20 protein-coding genes are annotated in these 22,897 nt (G+C 67.1%); 17 read left to right on the top strand and 3 right to left on the bottom strand.

Annotation, left to right across the window (positions count from 1 at the left end):
* Positions 1–37: 37 nt before the first annotated feature.
* The 11 genes from VHA82_RS16670 to VHA82_RS16720 all read left to right on the top strand — a co-directional run bounded on the left by VHA82_RS16670 (position 38) and on the right by VHA82_RS16720 (position 10,823).
* Entirely contained in the window at positions 38–565 is a 528-nt protein-coding gene (locus tag VHA82_RS16670; protein WP_325545726.1) for a DUF3305 domain-containing protein, read from the top strand.
* Positions 558–1,148 (top strand): DUF3306 domain-containing protein, encoded by a 591-nt coding sequence (locus tag VHA82_RS16675; RefSeq protein ID WP_325545727.1) that lies wholly within the window; start codon positions 558–560, stop codon positions 1,146–1,148. The genes VHA82_RS16670 and VHA82_RS16675 overlap by 8 nt, the downstream gene beginning before the upstream one ends.
* Positions 1,075–3,168, top strand: coding sequence for a 4Fe-4S binding protein (locus VHA82_RS16680; protein WP_325545728.1), 2,094 nt, complete (start codon positions 1,075–1,077; stop codon positions 3,166–3,168). Before VHA82_RS16675 ends, VHA82_RS16680 begins: the two co-directional genes overlap by 74 nt.
* A complete protein-coding gene (locus VHA82_RS16685) occupies positions 3,165–3,782 on the top strand; it encodes a TorD/DmsD family molecular chaperone (RefSeq protein ID WP_325545730.1) in 618 nt (205 codons plus the stop codon). The genes VHA82_RS16680 and VHA82_RS16685 overlap by 4 nt, the downstream gene beginning before the upstream one ends.
* Positions 3,783–3,962: 180 nt before the next feature.
* Positions 3,963–4,178, top strand: a complete 216-nt coding sequence (locus VHA82_RS16690) for a twin-arginine translocation signal domain-containing protein (protein ID WP_325545731.1) — start codon at positions 3,963–3,965, stop codon at positions 4,176–4,178.
* Positions 4,179–4,202: 24 nt separating this feature from the next.
* Complete coding sequence (locus VHA82_RS16695; protein WP_325545733.1) at positions 4,203–7,169, top strand: formate dehydrogenase subunit alpha; 2,967 nt, start codon at positions 4,203–4,205, stop codon at positions 7,167–7,169.
* A gap of 13 nt (positions 7,170–7,182) precedes the next feature.
* Positions 7,183–7,800, top strand: a complete 618-nt coding sequence (gene fdh3B / locus VHA82_RS16700) for a formate dehydrogenase FDH3 subunit beta (protein ID WP_325545735.1) — start codon at positions 7,183–7,185, stop codon at positions 7,798–7,800.
* On the top strand, positions 7,797–8,066 hold the full coding sequence (locus VHA82_RS16705) for a hypothetical protein (protein WP_325545737.1): 270 nt from the start codon (positions 7,797–7,799) through the stop codon (positions 8,064–8,066). Before fdh3B ends, VHA82_RS16705 begins: the two co-directional genes overlap by 4 nt.
* 97 nt (positions 8,067–8,163) lie before the next feature.
* Positions 8,164–9,411: a formate dehydrogenase subunit gamma gene (locus VHA82_RS16710; RefSeq protein ID WP_325545739.1), complete on the top strand. Its 1,248-nt coding sequence runs from the start codon at positions 8,164–8,166 to the stop codon at positions 9,409–9,411.
* 12 nt (positions 9,412–9,423) lie between these two features.
* Complete coding sequence (locus VHA82_RS16715; protein ID WP_325545741.1) at positions 9,424–9,903, top strand: hypothetical protein; 480 nt, start codon at positions 9,424–9,426, stop codon at positions 9,901–9,903.
* 89 nt (positions 9,904–9,992) lie between these two features.
* Complete coding sequence (locus VHA82_RS16720; RefSeq protein ID WP_325545743.1) at positions 9,993–10,823, top strand: formate dehydrogenase accessory sulfurtransferase FdhD; 831 nt, start codon at positions 9,993–9,995, stop codon at positions 10,821–10,823.
* Positions 10,824–10,854: 31 nt separating this feature from the next.
* Here VHA82_RS16720 and VHA82_RS16725 read toward each other — a convergent pair whose 3' ends face one another.
* Positions 10,855–12,333, bottom strand: a complete 1,479-nt coding sequence (locus VHA82_RS16725; RefSeq protein ID WP_325545745.1) for a serine hydrolase — start codon at positions 12,331–12,333, stop codon at positions 10,855–10,857.
* Between the two features lie 116 nt (positions 12,334–12,449).
* Between VHA82_RS16725 and VHA82_RS16730 the strand changes: the two genes are divergently transcribed.
* The 6 genes from VHA82_RS16730 to VHA82_RS16755 all read left to right on the top strand — a co-directional run bounded on the left by VHA82_RS16730 (position 12,450) and on the right by VHA82_RS16755 (position 21,540).
* Entirely contained in the window at positions 12,450–14,969 is a 2,520-nt protein-coding gene (locus VHA82_RS16730) for an ABC transporter permease (protein WP_325545747.1), read from the top strand.
* A gap of 35 nt (positions 14,970–15,004) precedes the next feature.
* On the top strand, positions 15,005–15,400 hold the full coding sequence (locus tag VHA82_RS16735) for a group II truncated hemoglobin (protein WP_325545749.1): 396 nt from the start codon (positions 15,005–15,007) through the stop codon (positions 15,398–15,400).
* Positions 15,401–15,565: 165 nt separating this feature from the next.
* The gene (locus tag VHA82_RS16740; protein WP_325545751.1) at positions 15,566–16,264 is read left to right on the top strand and encodes a hypothetical protein; all 699 of its coding nucleotides are present in this window, start codon (positions 15,566–15,568) and stop codon (positions 16,262–16,264) included.
* A 53-nt stretch (positions 16,265–16,317) separates the two neighbouring features.
* The gene (locus VHA82_RS16745; protein ID WP_325545753.1) at positions 16,318–18,177 is read left to right on the top strand and encodes a site-specific DNA-methyltransferase; all 1,860 of its coding nucleotides are present in this window, start codon (positions 16,318–16,320) and stop codon (positions 18,175–18,177) included.
* A 4-nt stretch (positions 18,178–18,181) separates the two neighbouring features.
* Positions 18,182–18,571, top strand: coding sequence for an HI0074 family nucleotidyltransferase substrate-binding subunit (locus tag VHA82_RS16750; protein WP_325545756.1), 390 nt, complete (start codon positions 18,182–18,184; stop codon positions 18,569–18,571).
* Entirely contained in the window at positions 18,568–21,540 is a 2,973-nt protein-coding gene (locus tag VHA82_RS16755; protein WP_325545759.1) for a DEAD/DEAH box helicase family protein, read from the top strand. The genes VHA82_RS16750 and VHA82_RS16755 overlap by 4 nt, the downstream gene beginning before the upstream one ends.
* Here VHA82_RS16755 and VHA82_RS16760 read toward each other — a convergent pair.
* Both VHA82_RS16760 and radC read right to left on the bottom strand, forming a co-directional pair.
* Positions 21,537–22,139 carry a Smr/MutS family protein gene (locus VHA82_RS16760; RefSeq protein WP_325545886.1) on the bottom strand — a complete coding sequence of 201 codons (603 nt, stop codon included), beginning with the start codon at positions 22,137–22,139 and terminating at the stop codon, positions 21,537–21,539. The genes VHA82_RS16755 and VHA82_RS16760 overlap by 4 nt on opposite strands.
* 29 nt (positions 22,140–22,168) lie before the next feature.
* Complete coding sequence (gene radC / locus VHA82_RS16765) at positions 22,169–22,846, bottom strand: RadC family protein (RefSeq protein WP_325545762.1); 678 nt, start codon at positions 22,844–22,846, stop codon at positions 22,169–22,171.
* Positions 22,847–22,897 lie beyond the last annotated feature (51 nt).

Here is a 22,897-nt window from a genome sequence, read left to right on the forward strand (position 1 = left end):
CGCCCCGCCGCGTCCCGACCGGCGCTACAGTGTCCGGATGACCCCGCGCCCGAGCATCGAAGTTGCCGTGGTGATGCGACGCATCCGCCAGGCGAGCGCGTGGCAGCCCTGGCGGTGGGAGCTGGGCGAGGTCATTCCGAACGAGCCGGCGTTCGGCAGCCAACCCCGGTGCCTCGTGAACAACGCGAGCGAGGAGCGCTGGCTGCACGCGGGCTTCACCGTCGAACTCTTTCGCGACGACGCGGAAGGCTACTACCTCAACGCCACCACACCGGCGCCGTGCTGGTTCGTGCTGTGGCGGATGGAGGAGACGCCCTCGATCTCCGAGGCGCCGATCGCGCGGCCCGTCGCGGTGAGCCTCAGCTATCACGACGCGGGCCGCTGGCTCGACGCGCAGGAGACGGTGGAGCAGGTGAGCGCGCCCGCCGACGTGATCGAGTGGATGCGCGCGTTCGCCGACGAGCACTATGTGCCCGAGCCGAGAAAGCGCCGGCGGCCGCAGAGTTTCCGCGCGCTCGAGGACCGTTTCGCAGGCGAGCCGGAGCACGGGAGGCCCGATGAGTGACGAAGGATTCCTCGCGCGCTGGTCGCGCCGCAAGGATGCGGTTCGCGAGGGCAAGGAGGTGCAGGCGGAGCCTGCCGCCGAACCGCAGCCGGCTTCGGTGCCCGCTTCGGTGCCCGCTTCGCAGCCCTCTCCCGCGGCCGCTGACTCAGCCGGGAAAGCGCGCGAAGATGGGCAGGCCGCCGTGCCCCTCCCGACTCTCGAAGACGTCCGATCCCTCACGCCCGAATCCGACTTCAGCCGCTTCGTCGCGGCCGAGGTCCCCGAGGACGTGAAGAACGCCGCGGTCAGAAAGCTTTTCTCGGACCCGCACTTCAACCGCATGGACAGGCTCGACGTCTACATCGACGATTATTCCCAGCCCGATCCGATCTCGCCGCAGATGCTGAAGAAGATGGCGAGCGCGCAAGTCCTGCGGTTGTTCGACGAAGAAGAGACCGAGCCGACAGCCGGCAGGGAAGACGCGGATCACGCGCTTTCGCAAAGCGTGGCACAGTCGGGCGAGCAACCCCATGCCGACTCTGATCTGCGACTGCAACCGGACGATGCCCCTGGACCCGAAGGCCCTGGGCAGCGCGCTGAATGAGGACCTGAAACTCCATTCGGTGCTCTGCCGGCGCGAGGCCGGCGACTTCCAGCAGGCGATGCGCGGCAGCGGCGAGGTCGTGGTCGCCTGCACGCAGGAAAGGCGCCTCTTCACGGAGATCGCCGAGCACACCGAAGGCGCGGTGGCGCCGGTGCGCTTCGTGAACATCCGCGAGACGGGCGGCTGGAGCCGCGACGCCGCGAGCGCTGTCCCCAAGCTTGCAGCCTTGCTCGCCGCGGCGAAGCTGCCCGAGCCGGAACCGGTGCCGACCGTCACGTACAAGAGCGATGGCCGCTTGCTCGTCATCGGGCCCCTGGACGAGGCGGAAGGCTACGCGGCGATGCTCGCGGATGCACTCGACGTGACGATCTTCGCCTGTGGCGGCGCGGGTGCGCAGGAGCGCCGCTGGCCCGTGCTCGCAGGGCGCATCGGCCGGCTCTCGGGCCGGCTCGGCGCCTTCGAGCTCGCGTGGACGCGGACCAATCCCATCGACCTCGACCTGTGCACGCGCTGCAACGCCTGCGTGGCCGCCTGCCCCGAGAACGCGATCGGCCTCGACTACCAGATCGACCTTGCGGCCTGCCGGGAGCATCGCGACTGCGTGAAGGCTTGCCAGGTGGCCGGCGCGATCGACTTCACGCGCGAGCCGCATGAAGACGTCGAAAAGTTCGACGTCGTGCTGGACCTGCGCGAGCGCCCGGCGTTCGCGCGGCACGCGAAGCCGCAGGGGTATTTCCACTTGCGCGCGGATGCGGCGGCCTCCGCCGGGAGCGGGTGGGCGCTGCCGACGCTCCTCGAGGTGCGAGGCCTGGCCGGCGAATTCGAAAAGCCGCGCTTTTTCGCGTACCGGCAAAAGCTCTGCGCGCACGCCCGCAATGAAACCGTGGGATGCAATGCCTGCGTCGACATCTGCTCGGCCGAAGCCATCGCGAGCGACAAGGAGCGCAACCAGGTCCGGGTCGATCCCTACCTGTGCGTGGGCTGCGGCGCGTGCTCGGCGGTGTGTCCCACGGGGGCGATGACTTTCGCGTATCCGGCCGTGCACGAGCAGGGCCTGAAGGTCCGCACGCTGCTGCACACCTACCTGAAGGCCGGCGGCCGCGGCTGCGCGCTGCTGCTGCACGATTCGCAGCGTGGCCAGTCGCTCGTCGAGGAGCTCGGCCGCGCGGCGCGCGTCGGCGCCGCGCACGGCGTGCCCGCTCACGTGATTCCGATGGCGCTGTGGCATGCGGCCAGTACCGGCATCGACCTGTGGCTTGCCGCCGTGGCGCACGGGGCGTCGCAGGTGATCGTGCTCGCCACGGGCGAAGAGGCGCCGCAGTACCGGCAGGCGCTGCTCGCGCAAATGGCCGTCGCGCAGGACATTGTGGAAGGCCTCGGCTTCGATGCCGTGCGTCTGAAGCTGATCGAGTGCGGCAATGCGCAGGACCTCGACCAGGAACTGCGTCTCGTGCCCAGGCGCGAAGGCAAGACGCCGCCGCCGGCCACCTTCGCGGTCGTGAACGACAAGCGCGCGACGCTCGGACTCGCGATCGATCACCTCGTGCGGCACGCCCCGCTCGAGCCCGGTGCGATCGCCTTGCGTCCGGGCGCGCCTTTCGGCACGGTCGAGGTGGACAAGGACAAGTGCACGCTGTGCATGGCGTGCGTGAGCGCCTGCCCGGCGAGCGCGCTGCAGGACAATCCGCTCGCCCCCGAGCTCGGCTTCGTCGAACGCAATTGCGTGCAGTGCGGCCTGTGCGAGAAGACCTGTCCGGAAGATGCGATTCGCCTCGTGCCGAGGCTCGCGCTCACGCCCGAGGCGCGCCGGCCGCGAATCCTGAACCGTACGGCGCCTTTCGACTGCATCCGCTGCGGCAAACCGTTCGGCACGCTCAAAGGCGTCGAAGCCATGCTCGGCAAGCTGGCCGGCCACGCGATGTTCCAGGGCGCGGCGCTCGAGCGGCTGAAGATGTGCGGCGATTGCCGCGTGATCGACATCCACTCCTCGGGCGGCGAGGCGAAGATCACCGGCCTATGAAGGAGCCTTCGCTGCAATCGTCCGCGCTCGACGAAGAGGTCGCGCGCGCCGAGCTGTACGGGCTGCTCGCCCAGCTGTATTACGCGCCGCCCGCACCGGAACTGCTCGCCGCGCTGCGCGTCGCGGTCACCGATGCGCCGGCGCGCGGCGCCTTCCTCGAAGAGCCCTGGCGGGCCCTGGTCGGCGCGGCGCGCGAAGCAGCCGACGCCGAGATCGCGAGCGAATACGACGCGCTCTTCGGCGGCGTCGGAAAACCCGAGGTGTTCCTCTTCGGCTCGCACTACCTCGCGGGCTTCCTGAACGAGCGGCCGCTCTCGAAGCTGCGCGACGATCTCGCGACGCTCGGCCTCACGCGCGACGAGGCCATGCCCGAGACGGAAGATCACATCGCCTACTTGTGCGAGGTGATGCGCTTCCTGATCGCGGGGGACGACGCGGGCGTGTCCAACCTCGCGCGGCAGCGCGAGTTCTACACGCGGCACCTGCAGCCGTGGGTGAATCGGTTGTGCGACGCAATATCGTCCGAGCCGCGCGCGAGGTTCTATGCGCGCCTCGCGGACTTCACGCGGGCCTTCGCAAGCGTGGAAGCCCAGGGCTTCGACCTGCTCGCCTGAGAGTGCGAATGCATCGGGCGGTGCCTGTCCGCCAAAGGTCCACATCGCGTTAACCCTGAGGCGCATCGGCGACTTTTCGCATGCCGAGGGCTTCGCTTCGGACTAGAGTATGTAAGGGATTTCATAAGAGCAGAGCGCTCCGAAGCGCTCCCCGCTCCCTTATCCAGGCAGGAGACGAAGATGCAACCATCCTCGAACAAGAAGGCATCGCGCCGCGGCTTCCTCTGGGGCGCGGCCGCCACCGGCGCCGCCGCCACGGCGGTCGCCACGTTGCCGAATGTGCAGGCACCTTCCGCCCCCGCCGTCGCCGAAGATGCGCCGCCGCCTCCCGAGCGCGGCGGCGGCTATCGCGAAAGCGAGCACGTGCGGCGCTACTACAAGACCACGCGGTTCTGAACAACCGAGGTGAGGAGACATCCAATGTTGCTGACCCGCAAATCGGCCCCGGGCGAGCGGACGCATTCGCCTTTCGTGCACAGCCTGCAGCGCGGCCTGGCCGCCGCGATTCCGACGATGGACCGGCGCGCGTTCCTGCGCCGCTCCGGGCTCGGGGTGGGCGTGGGCATCGCCGCTTCGTCGCTCGCGCTCGTGAAGAAGTCCGAAGCGAAGGAAGGCGGCGCCGAGCCCGCCGTCGGCGCGGGGCGAGTGGAGGTGAAGCGCACCGTGTGCACCCACTGCTCGGTGGGCTGCGCCGTCGACGCGGTCGTCGAAAACGGCGTGTGGGTGCGCCAGGAGCCGGTGTTCGATTCGCCCATCAACATGGGCGCGCACTGTGCGAAGGGCGCCTCGGTGCGCGAGCACGGGCACGGCGAATTCCGGCTTCGCTATCCGATGAAGCTCGTGGACGGCAAGTACCAGCGCATCGGCTGGGACCAGGCGTACAGCGAGATCTCGGCGAAGCTGCAGGACATCCGCAAGGCGAGCGGCCCGGACGCGGTGTTCTGGGTCGGCTCGTCGAAGCATTCGAACGAACAGTCGTACCTGATGCGCAAGTTCGTGAGCCTGTGGGGCAGCAACAACTGCGACCACCAGGCGCGCATCTGCCACTCCACCACCGTCGCCGGCGTCGCCAACACGTGGGGTTACGGCGCGATGACGAATTCGTACAACGACATGCAAAACAGCAGGTGCGCGTTGTACATCGGCTCCAACGCCGCCGAGGCGCACCCGGTGAGCCTCGTGCACATGCTCCACTCCAAGGAAAACGGCTGCAAGATGATCGTGGTGGACCCGCGCTTCACGCGCACCGCCGCGAAGGCCGACGAGTACGTGCGGCTGCGCTCGGGCGGCGACATCCCCTTCCTCTTCGGGCTGCTGTACCACGTCTTCAAGAACGGCTGGGAAGACCCGAAGTACCTGCACGACCGCGTCTACGGCATGGACGACGTGAAGAAGGACGTGATGGCCAAGTGGACGCCCGACAAGGTGGAGGAGGCCTGCGGGGTGCCGGAAGCGCGCATGGCGCAGATCGCGGAGATGTTCGCGAAGAACCGCCCGTCCACCATCGTCTGGTGCATGGGCCAGACGCAGCACACGATCGGCAACGCGATGGTGCGCGCCTCGTGCATCCTGCAGCTCGCGCTCGGCAACATCGGCGTGTCCGGCGGCGGCGCCAACATCTTCCGCGGGCACGACAACGTGCAGGGCGCGACCGACGTCGGGCCCAACCCCGATTCGCTGCCCGGCTACTACGGCATCGTCGAAGGCTCGTGGCGCCACTTCGCCAAGGTGTGGGGCGTGGACTTCGACTGGCTCAAGGGCCGCTTCGCCAACGCGGGGATGATGTCCAAGCCGGGCATCACCGTCTCGCGCTGGATCGACGGCGTGCTCGAGAAAAACGAGCTGATCGACCAGGACCCGAACCTGCGCGCGCTCGTCTTCTGGGGCCACGCGCCGAATTCGCAGACGCGCGGCCTCGAGATGAAAAAGGCGATGGACAAGCTCGACTTGCTGGTCGTGGTCGATCCTTATCCCTCGGCAACGGCCGCCATGGCCGCGATGCCCGGCAGGCCGGAGGACCTGAATCCGAACCGCACGGTGTACCTGCTGCCCGCGGCCACGCAGTTCGAGACCAGTGGTTCGGTGACCGCGTCGAACCGGTCGATCCAGTGGCGCGAGAAGGTGATCGAGCCGCTCTGGGAAAGCCGCAGCGACCACATGATCATGTATCAGCTCGCGGACAAGCTCGGCTTCGGCAAGGAGCTCGTGAAGAACTTCAAGATGCAGCAGGTAAAAGGCATGGACGAGCCCGTGCCCGAGGACATCCTGCGCGAAATCAACAAGACCTGCTGGTCGATCGGCTACACGGGCCAGAGCCCCGAGCGGCTGAAGGCGCACATGAAGAACATGGCGGCCTTCGACGTGAAGACGCTGCGCTGCAAGGGCACCGTGAAGGACAAGGACACGGGCTACGACCTCACGGGCGACTACTTCGGCCTGCCGTGGCCCTGCTTCGGCACGCCGGAGCTGAAGCACCCCGGAACGCACGTGCTGTACAACACGAATCTGCCCGTGATGGACGGCGGTGGCTGCTTCCGCGCGAATTTCGGCGTGGAGCGCAACGGCGTGAACCTGCTCGCCGAGGACGGTTCGTACCCGAAGGATTGCGACATCACCACGGGCTATCCCGAGATCGACCACGTGTTCGTGAAGAAGCTCGGCTGGTGGGGCGAGCTCACGCCCGCCGAGCAGGCGGCGGCCGAAGGCAAGAACTGGAAGACCGATCTCTCGGGCGGCCTCATCCGCGTGGTGATGAAAAACCACGGCGTCTACCCCTTCGGCAACGCGAAGGCGCGCGCGGTCGTGTGGAACTTCCCCGACCCGATCCCGCAGCATCGCGAGCCGCTCTACAGCACCCGGCCCGACCTCGTCGCGAAATATCCGACGCACGACGACAAGAAGGCGTTCTGGCGGCTGCCCACGCTCTTCAAGTCGCTGCAGGACAAGAACCTGCGCGACAAGGTGGCGGAGAAGTTCCCGCTCATCCTCACCTCGGGCCGGCTCACCGAATACGAAGGCGGCGGCGAGGAAACGCGGTCCAACCCGTGGCTTGCGGAGCTGCAGCAGGAGTCGTTCGTCGAGATCAATCCGAAGACGGCGGCCGCGCGCAACATCCGCAACGGCGACCGCGTGTGGGTGAAGACGCCCACGGGCGCGCAGCTCAATGTGCAGGCCATGGTGACCGAACGCGTCGGGCCGGACACGGTGTGGATGCCGTTTCACTTCTCGGGGCGCTGGCAGGGCATGGACATGCTGCCTTACTACCCGAGCGGCGCGGCGCCGATCGTGCGCGGCGAAGCCGTGAACACCGGCACGACGTACGGCTACGACAGCGTGACGATGATGCAAGAGACGAAGACCACGATCTGCGACGTGCAGCGGGCCTGAAGGAGAGCGCGACATGGCACGAATGAAATTCATCTGCGACTCCGAGCGCTGCATCGAGTGCAACGGCTGCGTGACGGCGTGCAAGAACGAGCACGAAGTCCCCTGGGGCGTGAACCGCCGCCGCGTGATCACGCTGAACGACGGCGTGCCGGGCGAGCGGTCGGTCTCGGTCGCGTGCATGCACTGCTCCGATGCGCCGTGCATCGCCGTGTGTCCGGTCAACTGCATCTACCACACCGACGAAGGCGTGGTGCTGCACGACAAGGACACGTGCATCGGCTGCGGCTACTGCAGCTACGCGTGCCCCTTCGGCGCGCCGCAGTTTCCGGCGCAAGGCGCGTTCGGCGTGCGCGGCAAGATGGACAAGTGCACCTTCTGCGCGGGCGGGCCCGAGGCGAACGGCAGCGAAGCGGAATTCGAGAAGTACGGACGCAACCGCCTCGCCGAGGGGAAGCTGCCGGCGTGCGCGGAGATGTGCTCGACCAAGGCGCTGCTCGCGGGCGACGGCGACGTGGTGGCGGACATCTTCCGCAACCGCGTGGTGAAGCGCGGCAAGGGCGCGGAAGTGTGGGGCTGGGGCACGGCCTACGGCTCCAAGCAGGCGGGCCAGCCGGGAGGACAGAAGTCATGACGCAACCGCACGAGCAGCCTCAGCAACCGAAGCGGCCGCGCCGCGTGGTGATCGTGTGGTGGGCGTTCACCGCGATCGCGATGTCGGCGTGCACGGAAGCCCCCCAGACCGCGACCGGCGTGCGCAGCGACTCGCCCGCGTTCCAGGGCACGAATACGATGCCCTTCACCGCCGCCGGGTGGAAGCCGGGAGACCGGGGCAGCTGGGAGGAGCACCTCAAGGTCCGCACGCAGACCGGCCAGAACGACTATGCCAAAGTCAATTGATCCCCCCCGAAGCGGCCTGCGGCCGCCTCCCCCCGAGGGGGGTGCACCCGGCGGCCCGGCGAAGCCGGTTGCGCGGGGGCACTGGTGCATCTTGGGCGTGGCATCGCTGGTGCTCGCGGTGGCCGGCAGCAGCGCCTTCGCGCAAGCCGCGGCGCAAGGCCAGAGCTCCGCCGAGAAGCCGGCGCCCGCGGCGAGCAAGATCGTCCCCGAGGACATCGTGCCGGGCCAGGCCGCGCCGGGCGGCATCCAGTCGCAGAACATCTTCGACGTGAAGCCGGAGGTGAAGCGCGACGCGCCGAGCGATCCCGGCTACCTGCAGCAGAACAACGGCCAGCGCAACCGCGTGCAGCCCGGCAACAATTCGCCCGCATGGCGCGGCGTGCATGCGGGGCAGGAAGGCTTCACGAACTACCCGCGCGACACGTACCCCGAAGCGGGCGTGGCGATCCAGCCGCAGGTGCGCTACCCGGGCTCGCACACGACGACCGCCGGGCAGGCGTGGCGCGAAACGCGCAACCTGTGGATCCTGCCTTACGGCGGCTCGCTCCTGCTCATCGCGCTCGTGGCGCTCGCCATCATGTGGTTCGCCCGCGGCGAGATCGGCCACAACCCCGCGGTGGGCGGCGGCGGGCGGCGCATCGAGCGCTTCACGCCGTTCGAGCGCGCGGCGCACTGGACGAACGCGATCGCGTTCAGCGTGCTCGCGATCTCGGGCCTCGTCATGGCGTTCGGCAAGTTCCTGCTGCTGCCCCTGATGGGCGGCGTGCTCTTCGGCTGGCTCACCTATGTCCTGAAGAACCTGCACAACTTCTTCGGCCCGCTCTTCGCCGTGTCGCTCGTGATCGTGTTCATCACGTTCGTGCGCTCCGAATTTCCCGAGCGCGGCGACCTGCGCTGGCTGCTGCACGCGGGCGGCGTGTTCCGCCGCAAGGCAAGGCAAGGCGTGGGCGACGAACTGCCCGCGGGACGGTTCAACGCGGGCGAAAAGGTCGTGTTCTGGATCGGCGTGCTGATCCTCGGCTTCGTCGTCGTGGCCTCGGGGCTCTTCCTCGACAAAGTGCTGCCCTCGATGGACTACGTGCGCGGCAACATGCAGCTCGCGAACATGGTGCACGCCACCTTCGCCGTCCTCATGATGTGCGTGTTCGCGGTGCACATCTACCTCGGCACGATCGGCTACAAGGGTGCCTACGACGCCATGCGTCACGGCTATGTCGATGAGGCCTGGGCGAAGGAACACCACGCCTACTGGCTGGAAGACATTCATGCGGGCAAGGTGCCGGCCGAACGCAGCAAGGCGCAGCCCGTGGTGCGTCCGAGTGACGAAACGGTGCGGCCCGCCTGAGGAGGAAGCGACATGAAACGATGGATGCCGGTGCCCGCGCTGATTGCGTTCCTTGCGTGCGGCTTCGCGCTCGCGAAACTGCCCGCGCCCGACGACGCCGCCAAGGCGAAGGCGGCCGAGGCGGCAGCGAAAGCGGCGTGGCAAGGCAAGGTGGACGCGTTCGGCCTGTGCAAGGCGCAAGACAGGGTGGCCGCGAAATTCGGTAAACACGATGCGGCGGCGAAGCCATCGGCCGTTTCCGCGTCGAAGCCCGCGGCAGCGGCCTCGGCCGCGAAGGCGGGCGCGAGCGCGAGTGCGCCGACGCCGTCGCCCGCGGTGGCTGCCGCCCCCACGGTGCCCGCGTGCGCGGACCCCGGGCCGTTCGCGTACAACCCGCCCTCGCAGACGCCGGTGGAAACGTCGGGCGCGCATTCGCCCGCGGGAAACGCGGCGAGTCCGCCGAGTGTGAACAAGACGGCGGGGGAGATGAAGCCTGCCGAGAAGAAGAAGTAGAAGTCGTCGTACGATGGCGGAGTGCCCTTCGGGTACCCGGCCCGCGCAGGGTGGGGGAGTCGAGCGAAGCGGAGGGCACCTCACCGCCCATGCGTATTCCCCGCCTCACCCAAGCCCGCGCCCCGCTCACCCGCGACGTCCGGACCGTCAACGAAAAGGGCGAGGTGCAATCCACCTCGATCCCCGCCGAGCGTGCGCTCACCGTCTACGTCGACAACCGCGAGCTCGTCACCCTCATGACGCTCGGCGCCGAGCCCGAATGGCTGGTGCTCGGCTACCTGCGCAATCAACGTCTCGTGGAATCGGTGGAGGAAGTCGAATCCATCACCGTCGACTGGGACGTGGATGCGGCCGCCGTCAGGACGCGCGAAGGCATCGCGCGGATCGAGGAGCGCACGAAAAAGCGCGTCGTCACCACCGGCTGCGGCCAGGGCAGCGTCTTCGGCGACATGATGGAAGAACTCGACCGCATCGAGCTGCCCGCGGCTTCCATCTCGCAGGCGCAGCTCTACGGCATCGTGAACACGATCCGGCTGCAGGAGACCACGTACAAGTCGGCGGGCTCCGTGCACGGCTGCGCGCTCTTCGCGGGCGGGGAGATGCTCCTCTTCATCGAGGATGTCGGGCGGCACAACGCGATCGACACGATCGCGGGCTGGATGTGGCTGCACGGCGCCGACGCGGCGCGCGGCGACGACAAGGTGTTCTACACGACGGGGCGCCTCACGAGCGAGATGGTGATCAAGTCCGCGCAGATGGGGGTGCCGATCGTCGTGTCGCGCAGCGGGATCACGCAGATGGGCCACGATGTGGCCAAGCGCCTCGGGCTGTGCACGATCGGGCGGGCGACCGGGAAGCATTTCCTCTGCTACACCGGCCAGGAGAGGCTGCTGCTGCAGCCCGAACTCGCGCAGCGTTGATGAAAGGAAAGCGCTCGCCGCGGGCTGTCGGCTACTGCGCGACGGCGCTCATGCGCACCGGCTTTCCGTTCGCGGGCGTGAACTTCACATCGAGCGTGCGGTCGCCGAACTCCAGCAGGAAGAGCTGGTCGCGCGCCTCTTCGGGCCAGCGCACCGCGACCTCCAGTTTGCGCGGGCCGAGCCACTGCGAGCGCGAATACGCCACTTCGCCTCGCCACGGCGCGGCGGCGCTCCAGCCCTGCAGGCCCAGCGGCCGCACTTGCGGCTCGGGTGCGTCCTCCCATTGCAGCTCGTAGCGTCCCGCGCCGGTGAAATCGATCGTCACCGCACGCAGCCGCGCGGGATTGGGTTCGAACCTGAACGTGTGCGACTGCGGCGGCGAAGCATCCTTGGCGTGGGCCGGCGCGGGTGGCGTCGCCGCCTTCCGCACCTCGGCCTGCAGCAGCGCGTGGGCGGAATCGTCGGGCGCGATCGCTTCGTCGGATCGCACCGCGCCCACGAGCTTGTCGATCACGTCCTCGAACGCGTAACCCGCACGGCCTGTGAATGCGGCAACCACCCGCTGGCGCGGCAGCACGACGATGAGCTGGCGCGCATAGCCGACCGCGAGGTAAGCCTCTTTCGAAGGCAGCGTCCACCAGCCGTCGGCGTAGCGCCACTGCGCCATGGGATGCATCGGCACCTTCGCGTCGAACACCTTGTCGACCCAGGCCCGCGGAACGACGGGCCTGCCGTTCCATTCACCGTGGTTCAGGTAGAGATAGCCGTAGCGCGCCATGTCGCGCGTGTGCATGTACAAGCCCATTGCGCCGGTGTTCACCCCTTGCGGGTCTTCACGCCAGCGGAAATCGCGAATGCCGATGGGGTCGAGGAGACGCCGTACGGCGAATTCGCGCGTGCTCATCCCCGTCTTGCGCGCGACGATCGCTGAAGCGAGCTGGCTGTTTCCCGAGTTGTAGTTGAACTCCGTCCCCGGCGCGCTCGCCATGGGCTGGTCCAGCACGTAGCGCACCCAGTGGCTGCTGCGTTCCATGGCCACGAGCGAGCGCGGAAAGTCGGACGTGAGCGGCTCGTGCCACTCGATGCCGGAAGTCATGTCGATCAGGTGCTGCAGCGTGATCGCCCGGCGCGCAGGGTCGGTGGACGACTCGCCGAGCTGGACGAGCGCGCCGCCCTGCGGATCGAGCAGGCCCTCCGCGGCCGCGATGCCCACCAGCGATCCCACGAAAGCCTTGGTGGCGGAATTGATGCGGTGCTTCATCGCCGCGTCGTACGGCGCGTAGTAGGCCTCGGTGACGATGCGCCCGTGGCGCGTGACGACGAGGCTGTCGACGTGGGCGAAGGACGCCCAGGTGAGAAGCTCCGCGAGCGCGCGAGACGACATGCCTTGCGACTCGGGCGTCGCCGTTTCCCAATCGTCCCCGGGCCAGACGTCGCGCGCGGCGTGCGCGGCGAGTGACACGATCGCAAGCGAGAGCGCAGCGACCAAGTTCAGGGTGCGTGACAGCATGGGCACTCCGGACATCGTGCGCCCGACTATAAGGCCTCCGATACAAGCGGCGTCCCCGCTCCCTGTCTCACGCTCACCTCATTCGGCAGTGCGCCTTTTGTAATACGCTTGCGAACATGCAAACCGCGTCCCCCTGGTCCCTCGGCTGGCGCACGCTCTGGCGCGACCTGCGCGCGGGCGAACTGCGGCTCCTGATCGTTGCGGTGACGCTCGCGGTCGCGGCGCTTACCGCCGTCGGCTTCTTCGCCGACCGGCTGAAGACCGGCCTCTCGCGCGACGCGCGCGAACTCCTCGGCGGCGACGCGGTGATCGTGAGCGACAACCCCACGCCGCAAGCCTTCATCGACCGCGCGAAAGCGCTCGGCCTCGAAACGATTTCGACGCAGGTGTTTCCCTCCATGGCGCGCGCTGCCGACGCGAAGGGCGGTGCGAGCCGACTCATCGCATTGAAGGCGGTCCCGCCGGGCTATCCGCTGCGCGGCAGTCTCACGGTCGCGGACGCGGCGCACCCGGCGCACCGGACGCATGACGTGCCCGCCCGCGGCGAGGCGTGGGTCGATGCGGCGGTGCTGGAAGCGCTGGGCCTCGACTACGGCGACACGCTGCAGCTCGGCGACGCGACCTTCGGCATCGCGCGCACGATCGTCGTGGAGCCCGATCGCGGCGGCGGCTTCCTCAACTTCGCGCCGCGCGTCATGATCAACGCTGGCGATCTCCCCGCGACGCATCTCGTGCAGCCGGCCAGCCGCATCACGTGGCGCTTCGCGGTCGCCGGGCGCGATACGGCCGTCGCGCGCTTCACCGACTGGGCGGCGCAGGAAGCGAAGTCGCCGGCCGTGCACGGCCTGCGCATCGAGTCCTTCGAAGGCGGCCGGCCCGAGATGCGCCAGACGCTCGACCGCGCCGAAAAATTCCTGAACCTCGTCGCGTTGCTGGCCGCGTTGCTGAGCGCGGTGGCGGTGGCGCTTGCCGCGCGCGGCTTCGCGGCCAACCACCTGGACGACTGCGCGATGCTGCGCGTGCTGGGCGAAAGCCAGCGCCGCATCGCGCTTGGCTACACGTTCGAGTTCGCGCTTGTGGGGCTCGTTGCGAGCGTCGCCGGCGTGCTGCTGGGTTTTGCCGTGCACTTCGTCTTCGTGTACCTGCTCGGCGGACTCGTGGAAACGTCGCTGCCCGCGCCGGGCGCATGGCCCGTGCTGTTCGGCGTCGGCGTCGGCCTCACGCTGCTCTTCGCGTTCGGCCTTCCGCCGGTGCTGCAGCTCGCGCAGGTGCCGCCGCTGCGCGTGATCCGGCGCGACGTGGGCAACCTGAAGCCCACATCGATCGCGGTGCTCACGCTCGGCGTCGCGGGCTTCGCCGCGCTGCTCCTGGCCGCCAGCAGCGACGTGAAACTGGGCGGCATCGCCGTCGGCGGTTTCGCGGGCGCGGTGCTCGTGTTCGCGGGGCTCAGCTGGGTCGCCGTGAAGCTGCTGCGCCGCGTCGTCAACGAATCCACCGCGCCGCGCTGGCTCGTGCTCGCCACGCGCCATATCTCCGCGCGCCCTGCGTACACCGTGGTGCAGGCGAGCGCGCTCGCGGTGGGGCTGCTCGCACTGGTGCTGCTCGTGCTGCTGCGCACGGACCTGATCTCGAGCTGGCGCCGCGCCACGCCGGCCGATGCGCCCAATCGCTTCGTGATCAACGTGATGCCGGAGCAAAGCGACGCCTTCGTGAAGACGCTGCGCGACGAGGGCGTGCGGCAGCTCGACTGGTATCCGATGTTTCGCGGCCGGCTCGTCGCGGTGAACGGGCGGTCCGTCTCGCCCGAGGACTATGCGGAAGATCGTGCGAAGCGCCTGATCGACCGCGAATTCAATCTCTCCTACAGCGCCGAGCGCCCGCCGCACAACGACGTCGTCGCGGGGCGCTGGAAGCCCGAAGAGCGCGATGCGGTGAGTGTGGAGCAGGGCATCGCCGAGACGCTCGGACTGAAGATCGGCGACAAGCTGCGATTCGACATCGCGGGCACGCAGACCGAGGCGAAGATCACGTCGCTGCGCAAGGTGGACTGGAGCTCGATGCACGCGAACTTCTTCGTGATGTATCCGGTCGCGCGCCTGCCCGACGTGCCCGCGACCTTCATGGGCGCGTTCCGTGCGCCCGAGCGGCGCGGCTTCGACAACGAGCTCGTGCGGCGCTTTCCGAACATCACCGAAGTGGACATGACGGCCACGATCAACCAGGTGCAGTCGGTGCTGGACAAGGTGATCCGTGCGGTGGAATTCCTCTTCGGCTTCACGCTCGCCGCGGGGGTGGTCGTTCTGTTCGCGGCCGTGACCGCGACGCGCGAGGAGCGCGCGCGCGAGTTCGCGATCATGCGTGCCGTGGGTGCGAGCAGCGCGTTGCTGCGGCAGGTACAGCGCGCGGAACTCGCGGGGGTTGGCCTGCTGGCGGGCTCGCTTGCGAGCATCGTTGCCGCGGCCGTCGGCTGGGCGCTCGCGAAGTATGCGTTCGACTTCGAGTGGACCGCCTCGCCCTTCGTGCCGCTCGCCGGCGCCGCGGCGGGGGCGCTGCTCGCGCTGGCGGCGGGGTGGTGGGGGCTGCGCGAGGTGCTCAGCCGGCCGGTGATCGAGACGTTGCGCAAGGCCCCCGAGTGATCGAAACGTTATGCGGCGATGGGACAATCGCGCGCATGGAAACACAAACCCCGTTCGAGCGCATCGGCGGCGAAGAGAAGGTGAAGGCGCTCGTCGAACGCTTCTACGACCTGATGGACCTGGAGCCGCGGTACTCGGCGCTGCGCGCGGTGCACGGCAGCGAGCTCGGGCAGGCGCGGCAGAAGCTCTTCTGGTTCCTGTGCGGCTGGCTCGGCGGCCCGCAGCACTACACGAACCGATTCGGGCATCCGATGCTGCGCGCGCGGCACCTGCCTTTCAGGATCGGGATCAGGGAACGCGATCAGTGGCTCGCGTGCATGGACCAGGCGATGCAGGAGACGGGGGTGGAAGAGACGATGCGCGAGCGGCTGCGCGAATCGTTCTTCCAGACGGCGGACTGGATGCGCAATGTGGGTGGGGGTTCGGGTTGAGGCGCTTGATTCCCGACCGACTGCGAGGCACGATTCGTTCTCGACAGGTTGATGGGAGTTCAAGTGGAGCGCGGGATAGTTCATTTGTTGTCCAGTGCGGTTGGCGTCGGTGCACTTGCTTGGCTATCCCATGTCCTCGACCTGCCTGAAAAGGTCAAGAAAGGCATGGACGAAATCTGGCCACCCAGGGAGCTGGTCGCCTATATCCCCAACATCAACTTTGCGAACATTCATTCCACTCCGGGGGACGGCGGCGCGGCCTACATCAAGTTTCGATATGACGGAGTGGAGCCGCGAAACGCCCAGGTTCTGGCGGTCAAGCTCGTGGCCACCCGCGACGCGCGTTCGGCGATGCATCCATGTCAGGGCAACGAGGAAACCGCTTGCTACCGGGTGCTGTCCGAAATTCCCGACTTCACGACTTGGAAGGGGGACTCGGACTCGTTGAAGCCGTTCGGTGTATCGCTTCCGCCGAGACAGCCGGCGACTCTGGCTGTCGATGCGCAAAGCGTGATGTTCGATTCCCAGCTCACATCCGATATTGGGTTCCTGGTCGTCTATCAAGTGGAACCTGGCACGGGTTCTCAGCAGTCGCGCGTCTTGCGTGGTCAGACCGTGGAGCGCATCCCGCAGACGCAGGATCTCCGCCTGCTGATCGAGGACCGCGGACCGCAAGTGCTCTATGCCTACGGCCGTCCCTGGATAGCCCACAGGGCTCGAGAAATCTGGGCGAGCAAGGCTTGGTATCTTTGGATTGCCGGCCTGTTTGCGTTCACGATCCTTGCGTATTCCGCGCTGGCTCGAATCCGGAACAGGCGCCACGCAGAGTCCATCGAGGGCCTCCCATCCGTGCCTCCGGCGTGACGCCTCGACCCGGCGTCGCTCGTGGTCTCTAGAATCGCTCCAAAGGAGCGTTCATGCCGGAAATTGTCTTCAAGGGCAAGGAGTACGTCTACAACCATCACCTGACGGTGCCTTACCGGCCGCTCGTGGTGGACAAGTCCAAGGGCATCGGGCCCGGCGATCTGTCCGGCAACCTCATCGTTCACGGCGACAACCTGCACGCGCTGAAGGCGCTCCTGCCTCGCTACGCCGGGCAGGTGGACCTCGTCTTCATCGATCCTCCTTACAACACCGGCAACGAAGGGTGGTGCTACAGCGACAACGTCAACAGTCCGATCATGAAGGAATGGCTCTCGTCGAATCCCGTGGACGGCGAGGACATGCTGCGGCACGACAAGTGGCTGTGCATGATGTGGCCGCGGCTCGTGCTGCTGCGCGAGCTGATGTCGGACAAGGGGAGCATCTGGATCACGCTCGACGACAACGAAGTGCATCGGGCGAGGATGATGCTGGATGAGATCTTCGGGGAGGAGAACTTCGTTGCTGCATGTGTGTGGCAAAAGAACTTTTCACCGAAGAATACGGCGCAATTCTTCAGCGAAGACCATGACTATTTGCTCGTGGTCGCGAAAGATAAGAAACAATGGCGACCGAATCTGCTGGAGCGAACCGAGGGAATGGAGGCCAGGTATGCAAATCCGGACGGGGATCCTCGTGGACCTTGGACATCTGGCGATCTCTCCGCACGAAACTCCTATAGCGAGGGTGTGTACGACATCACGTGTCCCAGTGGTCGACTGATCGAGGGACCTCCCCCTGGGACCTATTGGAGAGTGAAGAAGTCAAAGTTCCTCGACATGGACAAGGAAGGCAGAATCTGGTGGGGCGCCGACGGAAACAACCAACCAAGGATCAAACGATATCTCTCCGAAGTGAAGCAGGGCCGCACTCCTCAGACGCTGTGGTTTTACGAAGAGGTCGGGCATACGCAGGATGCCAAGAAGACGCTGTTGGAGATAGGTGTCCTCGAGGGCAATGAGAGCTCCATTACCCCGAAACCTGTGGGTTTGATTGAACGCGTTCTGGAACTTGCTAGCAACGAAGACTCGATCATCCTCGACTCCTTCGCCGGCTCCGGCACCACCGCGCATGCCGTCCTCAAGGCCAATGCCAAAGACAACGGCAACCGCAAGTTCATCCTCGTGGAAGGCGAGGACTACGCCGACAAGCTGACGGCCGAACGCGTGCGCCGCGTCATCGACGGCTACGCGTGGAGCGGCACGCAGCGCGAGACGCTCCTGGAAGAGAAGATCAACTGGGCGCAGTTCAGGAAAGCGGACGAATGGCTCGCGAAGGTCGATGCGCTCAAGGCCCGCGAGGGCTTCGCCGAGGGCGATCTCGCGGACCGCGCGACCGACCGGCGCAAACGCTTCGACCGCATCAATGTGGAGTTGAAGGACGGCATCCTGCGAGTCGAAGGCGAGAAGAAGGTGTCCGAACGCGCCGATGGCCTCGGCGGAGAATTCGCCTACTGCACACTCGGCGAACCCCTGGACATCGAGAAGCTCCTGTCCGGCGAGTCGCTCCCGGCGTGGGAGGCCCTGGGCGCGTGGCTGTTCCACACCGCCACGGGCGGCTCGCTGCCCCCGGCGCCCAGGGATGCGCCTCGCTGGTACCTCGGCGAAGCCAAGGACGCGCACGTCTGGCTGATCTACGAACCGCGCCTCGCGTTTCTGAAGTCGCCCGACGCGGCCCTTACCCTGAGCCGGGCGACCGAGCTCTCGACATGGGCAAAGGACCATGCGGCTCGAACCGCGGGCGAAGTGAAGCGGTGTCTGGTCTTCGCGCCCGCGAAGTACCTGAGCAACAAGCAGCTCGCGGAGCACGGGATCGAATACGCCGCATTGCCCTTCGCGCTGTATCGGAACGGGTGACGCGATGAGCCGCCAACGATTCCAGGAGCACCGGGCGCTTTTCGACAAGGCGCTGGCACGGCTGCACGAAGCACTCGCGGAAAACGAGACCGCCATCGTCCGCGACGCGCTCATCCAGCGCTTCGAGTTCACCTTCGAGATGGCGTGGCTTTCATTGTTCGACTACTTGTCGGCGCAAGGCGCTGGCGTGCCTCGTCAGGCCTTTGCCGTCATTCCGCTGGCTTTTCAGTCGCAGCTCCTCGCGGATGCGCAGGTGTGGGATCAGATCCGGGCCTATCGCAATCTCACGAGCCACACGTACGACGAAGCCAAGGCGATCCAGGTGGCGGCGTTCATCCGCTCCACGGCCGCGGGCGCCTTCGACGTCTTGCAGCAGAAACTGCGCACGCTATGACCGACGCCGCGGGGGACTTCGGAATCGCGCGCTCGTCGGCCGCGAAGCTGCGCGCGCTCTTCGAAGAGGCGAGCGGACTTCAGCGGGTCTGGATCTTCGGTTCTCGCGGCCGCGGCGACGCCCGGCCGGATTCCGACATCGATCTGGCTTTCGACGCGCCGGGTTGGACATTCGCGGATCACGCGGGGCTCGCGGGGCGGATCGAGAGTCTGAACCTGCTCTACAAGGTCGACGCGGTCCTGTTGCAGGACACGCTCGATCCGGCCTTTCGAGCGGCAATAGAGCGCGATCGGAAACTATTCTGGGAGATCCGGTTGCGCCCGGCTTCACGCGAGGGCGCGGCCCAGCTGAAGAAGTTCCAGAGCGAGACGCTCGCTCAGCTGGACCGCTACCTCGATCACCTCGTGCAGTGCCGCCGCCAGAGCGAGCAGCAGCTTGCACACTTGCGCGCGATGGAGGGTGCCGAGGATCTCGCGCTGCAGGCACGGGACTTTCCCCGAAAGGCCTGGGCAGCGATGCAGAAATCGGGCGCGCTGCCGCCCAAGTTCGCCGTCCATCCCCATTCCAGCCGCTTCGACGGGGCCGGCCGCGCGATTCCCAATGTCTGTTTCAAGGTGCCGACGGGTGGGGGCAAGACGCTGCTCGCAGCGGCGAGTCTCGGCAAGGTGTTCAATGCCTACCTGGAACGGCATGTGGGATTCGTCCTGTGGATCGTGCCGAACGACGCGATCTACCGGCAGACCCTGAGGACGCTTGCCGACCGCGATCATCCCTATCGGCAGATGCTCAACCTGGCGGGGGCCGGGCGCGTGAAGATTCTGGAAAAGAACTCGCCGCTCACGCGGCTCGACGTGGATTCGCACCTGTGCGTGATGGTGCTGATGCTCGCGGCGGCGTCGCGCCAGAACAAGGAAACGTTGCGGTTCTTCCGCGACCGCGGCAACGTGCTGGGGTTCCTGCCCCGCGAGGACGACATCGAGGCGCACTGGAAGCTGCTCGCCGATGTGCCGAACCTCGATGCCTACGGCAGCCCGTGGGCTCGTCCCGAAGAGGCGCGAGCGCAGAAGGGCAGCATCGTCAAGAGTTCGCTCGGCAACGTGATGCGGCTCGTGCGGCCGATGGTCGTCATCGACGAGGGCCATCACGCCTACACCGAGACGGCGCTCGCGACCCTCGACGGGTTCAACCCCTGCTTCATGCTCGAACTGTCGGCCACGCCGAGAATCGGGAGCGGGGAGGCGGGCGGGGACGGCGGCGGATCCAACATCCTGGTGGACGTGCGCGGCACCGATCTCGACGAGGCGGAGATGATCAAGCTGCCCATCCACGTCGATGTGCGGCACTGGACGGATTGGCGAAGCTGCCTCGCTGAAAGCGTGCGCAGGCTCGACATGCTTCAGCGCGAGGCCGAGGTTTTGCAGGGCGAGACGGCGCGATACGTTCGGCCCATCCTGCTCGTACAGGTGGAACGTACGGGCCGGGACCAGATCGACGCCGGGTTCATTCATGCGACGCACGTGCGAGAGTACCTGGCGCAACTCGGACTGACGGAGCGTCAGATCCGCGAGAAGACGAGCGAGAAGGACGAGATCGGCGATGAGGAATTGCTTTCGCCAGCGAGCGAGGTGCGCGTCATCATCACCAAGCAGGCCTTGCAGGAAGGATGGGATTGCCCTTTCGCGTACGTGCTGTGCGCGCTCTCCGCAAGCAGGGGCAAGCGCGCCATGACGCAGCTGGTCGGGCGCATACTGCGGATGCCCAACGTCGCGAAGACGGGACGGCCGGCGCTCGACGCGTGCTACGTGCTGTGCCATGACGCAAGTACGGGGGAGGTGGTCAAGGCCATCAAGCAGTCGCTGGAAGGCGAGGGCATGGGCGATCTGGGCATCGCCGTTCACGGGGACGCGGGCGATCCCGAGGTGCCGAAACCGGTACCGCTGATGCGCCGGCCGGAGCTGGCGCAGCTGAGAATCTTTCTGCCGCGCGTGACCTGGGTGGGGCCCGACGGCGCGCGCCGCGAATTGCAGTACGAGAGCGACGTGCTGTCGCGCCTGGACTGGGACGGCCTGCAGCCCGATGAGTTGGCGCGGAGCTGGGCGCCCAGCCCGGGCGCCTCCGCGGTGGACATGCATCTGGAGGTGGGATTGTCGATTCTCGACGACGAGTCCGCGCCGCTCAGGAACGCTTTGCAATCGCTGTCACAGCGCGTGGATGGTGCGCGTCTCGTGCGGACTTTGGCCGATCTGGTGCCCAATCCCTGGCTTTTGTGGGAATGGGTCTCGGCCGTTCTCGCGCGCTTGCGCAAGACTTGGGACGACACCGCGATCGCTCTGTCCGACGCATCGCTGATCGAGCGGCTCAGGATAGACGTCGAAGCGGAGCGCGATCGTCTCGCGCACGACGTCTTCTGCAGGCTGGTGGCCGCGGGACGCATCGAGTTTCGGTTGCGCGCGGATGGCACCGACTACGAATTGCCGCACGACGACCTCCTGCAGATCGCGGGCAAAACCGACAAGCTGACTCGCCCGGACGGCTTCTCCGACATCGGCAAGAGCCTGCTTGCCCCGGCGCTGCGGACGCCCGACATGAACAATTTCGAGGCCTTGTTTGCGGGATATCTCGACGAGCAGGCCGCCCTGCGCTGGTGGCACCGGAACGTCGCGCGAACGCAGTACGGCCTGCAGGGCTGGAAGCGGCACAAGGTGTATCCGGACTTCGTCTTCGGCTTTCTCACGCAGGGCGCCGACTCGCGGGTCGTGGTGCTGGAGACGAAAGGGGTCCACCTGGCGGGGAATTCCGACACGGCCTACAAGCAGGCCTTGCTGGCCGCTTTGACCGAGGCCTACTGCGACGAACGCTTCCGCAGTTCCGGCGAACTCGCACTGGAAGGCGCGAGGGAAACGATCGAATGCGATCTCGTCTTCAACGAAGCGTGGCGCAGCACGATGGCGGCCCGATACTTCTCTTAAGCCGGCTTGAGGAGAACGACAACCGCCCCCGCCCCGCCCTCATCCGCCCGCGCCTGCACGAACGCGAGCACTTCGTTCTTCTGCACGAGCCACCCGTGCACCTTGCCCTTGAGCACCGGCGTCTTCCCCGGCGAGCCGAGGCCCTTGCCGTGCACCACGCGCACGCACCGCCAACCCTGCTTCAGCGCATCGCGCAGGAAGGCCGAAAGCGCTTCGCGCGCGTCGTCCGTGCGCAGGCCGTGCAGATCGATTTCGCCCTGGATGCTCCAGTCGCCCCGGCGCAGCTTCTTCGTCACTTCCATGCCGATGCCGGCGCGTCGAAAACTCATCGCGTCGTCGACGTCGAGCAGCGTGCTCGCATCGAATTCGTCACTGATGGATTCGCGCAGCACTCGCTGATCGTCGAGCTGCCGCTGCACGGGAATCGGCGCGGGCGGCTCCGGCGCGTGATGCACCTTGCCGTGCGCGCGCAGCGGCACCACCCGCCCCGCCGCGCGCGAAAAAAGATTGCGCTCCGCTTCGGCCTTGCGCGCGGCTTCGCGGCGCGCGGCCTCCGCCGCCGCCGCGGCCTCGCGCGCATCCGCGAGTGACTTGCGCATCGCGTGGAGGTCCTGCAAGGACTTCGATCTCACAATAGCCCCTTCTCCGACATCGACAACGCCTCGCCCGGCGCGACGATCACGTGATCGAGCACGCGCACGTCCACGAGCGCGAGCGCCGCCTTCAGCGCCTGCGTGAGCGTTTCGTCCGCGCGCGAAGGCTGCACCATGCCGCTCGGGTGATTGTGCGCGAGCACCACCGAGGCGGCGTGATGGTGAAGCGCCTTCAGCACGACCTCGCGCGGGTAGACGCTCGTCTGCGTGAGCGTGCCGCGAAAGAGCTCCTCCATCTCGATGAGTCGATGCTGCGCATCGAGAAAAAGTGCCGCGAACACCTCGTGCTTGCGATGCGCCAGGTGCAATTGCAGGAAATTCTTCACGGCCTCGGGCGAGCTGAACACCTCGCGGGCCTTCAGCCGCTCGGCCACCGCGCGCCGCGCGAGTTCGAGCACCGCCAGCAACTGGGCGCGCTTGGCCTTGCCGCCGAGCCCCTTGATGGCCTTCATCATCTCCCCGTCGGCGTTGAGCAGGCCCGCGATCCCCTGGAAATGCCTGAGCACCTCGTCGGCCATGGTCATGACCCCGCGGCCGCGCGTGCCCGTGCACAGCAGCAGCGCGAGCAGTTCGGTGTCCGACAGGGACGCGGCGCCGCGCGCGAGCAGCTTTTCGCGCGGCTGGGCATCGGCTGGAAGGTCTTTGAGCTGCATGAGCGAGGAAGAAAGCTTGTGTTTCTACAATGGAGCCCAGTTTATCGGGAC

The organism is Ramlibacter sp. (genome assembly GCF_035548915.1).
GTDB lineage: Bacteria > Pseudomonadota > Gammaproteobacteria > Burkholderiales > Burkholderiaceae_C > Ramlibacter.

Excerpts from the sequence above, each read along its gene's own strand:
- VHA82_RS16750 (WP_325545756.1), top strand. The coding sequence starts at position 18,182 with ATGAGCCGCCAACGATTCCAGGAGCACCGGGCGCTTTTCGACAAGGCG.
- VHA82_RS16730 (WP_325545747.1), top strand. The coding sequence starts at position 12,450 with ATGCAAACCGCGTCCCCCTGGTCCCTCGGCTGGCGCACGCTCTGGCGC.
- VHA82_RS16705 (WP_325545737.1), top strand. The coding sequence starts at position 7,797 with ATGACGCAACCGCACGAGCAGCCTCAGCAACCGAAGCGGCCGCGCCGC.
- VHA82_RS16740 (WP_325545751.1), top strand. The coding sequence starts at position 15,566 with ATGGACGAAATCTGGCCACCCAGGGAGCTGGTCGCCTATATCCCCAAC.
- VHA82_RS16755 (WP_325545759.1), top strand. The coding sequence starts at position 18,568 with ATGACCGACGCCGCGGGGGACTTCGGAATCGCGCGCTCGTCGGCCGCG.
- VHA82_RS16690 (WP_325545731.1), top strand. The coding sequence starts at position 3,963 with ATGCAACCATCCTCGAACAAGAAGGCATCGCGCCGCGGCTTCCTCTGG.
- VHA82_RS16735 (WP_325545749.1), top strand. The coding sequence starts at position 15,005 with ATGGAAACACAAACCCCGTTCGAGCGCATCGGCGGCGAAGAGAAGGTG.
- VHA82_RS16680 (WP_325545728.1), top strand. The coding sequence starts at position 1,075 with ATGCCGACTCTGATCTGCGACTGCAACCGGACGATGCCCCTGGACCCG.
- radC (WP_325545762.1), bottom strand. The coding sequence starts at position 22,846 with ATGCAGCTCAAAGACCTTCCAGCCGATGCCCAGCCGCGCGAAAAGCTG.
- VHA82_RS16670 (WP_325545726.1), top strand. The coding sequence starts at position 38 with ATGACCCCGCGCCCGAGCATCGAAGTTGCCGTGGTGATGCGACGCATC.
- VHA82_RS16760 (WP_325545886.1), bottom strand. The coding sequence starts at position 22,139 with ATGCGCAAGTCACTCGCGGATGCGCGCGAGGCCGCGGCGGCGGCGGAG.
- VHA82_RS16685 (WP_325545730.1), top strand. The coding sequence starts at position 3,165 with ATGAAGGAGCCTTCGCTGCAATCGTCCGCGCTCGACGAAGAGGTCGCG.
- VHA82_RS16745 (WP_325545753.1), top strand. The coding sequence starts at position 16,318 with ATGCCGGAAATTGTCTTCAAGGGCAAGGAGTACGTCTACAACCATCAC.
- VHA82_RS16695 (WP_325545733.1), top strand. The coding sequence starts at position 4,203 with ATGTTGCTGACCCGCAAATCGGCCCCGGGCGAGCGGACGCATTCGCCT.
- VHA82_RS16725 (WP_325545745.1), bottom strand. The coding sequence starts at position 12,333 with ATGCTGTCACGCACCCTGAACTTGGTCGCTGCGCTCTCGCTTGCGATC.
- fdh3B (WP_325545735.1), top strand. The coding sequence starts at position 7,183 with ATGGCACGAATGAAATTCATCTGCGACTCCGAGCGCTGCATCGAGTGC.
- VHA82_RS16715 (WP_325545741.1), top strand. The coding sequence starts at position 9,424 with ATGAAACGATGGATGCCGGTGCCCGCGCTGATTGCGTTCCTTGCGTGC.
- VHA82_RS16720 (WP_325545743.1), top strand. The coding sequence starts at position 9,993 with ATGCGTATTCCCCGCCTCACCCAAGCCCGCGCCCCGCTCACCCGCGAC.
- VHA82_RS16675 (WP_325545727.1), top strand. The coding sequence starts at position 558 with ATGAGTGACGAAGGATTCCTCGCGCGCTGGTCGCGCCGCAAGGATGCG.